Origin of the sequence: Trabulsiella guamensis ATCC 49490 (assembly GCF_000734965.1) — a bacterium.
Taxonomy (GTDB): Bacteria; Pseudomonadota; Gammaproteobacteria; order Enterobacterales; family Enterobacteriaceae; genus Trabulsiella; species Trabulsiella guamensis.
Genome location: NZ_JMTB01000214.1, coordinates 1 through 498 on the forward strand (window position 1 = coordinate 1; position 498 = coordinate 498).

1 pseudogene is annotated in these 498 nt (G+C 59.2%); it reads left to right on the forward strand.

What is annotated here, in order from left to right:
• Positions 1-498: pseudogene (locus GTGU_RS23615) on the forward strand (hypothetical protein); the annotation flags it as partial.

The window sequence follows — 498 nt, forward strand, 5'->3', positions numbered from 1 at the left end:
TGGCTGGAGACCGTTGTTCAGCCCGAACTGGATAAACTGCCGCCCCATCTTCGCCATTGTCTGGGTGAAGACTTTGCCCGTAATGGTGACCTCACGGTATTTGCGCCGGTGACGGTGAATGAGAACACCACCCGCACCGTGCCGTTCCTGGTCGAACTCAGCAACGTCCCGTTCAAGCAGCAGGAACAGGCGCTGTTTTATATCTGTGATCGCCTGCCGCGCCGCGACGGCATCAAGCTCGATGCGCGCGGTAACGGTCAGTATCTGGCTGAGCAGGCGGCAGAACGGTACGGCACCGAGGTGGAGCAGGTGCAGCTTTCCGTTCCGTACTACCGCGAAAACATGCCGCGTTTCCGGGCAGCCTTTGAAGACGATGAGATCATCCTGCCGAAACACGAAGACATCATCACCGACCTCGGAGCCATCCAGCTTTATCGTGGTGTGCCGGGCATTGATGATGCCCGCACCACCGGCACCGATGGTCGCAAGCGTCACGGT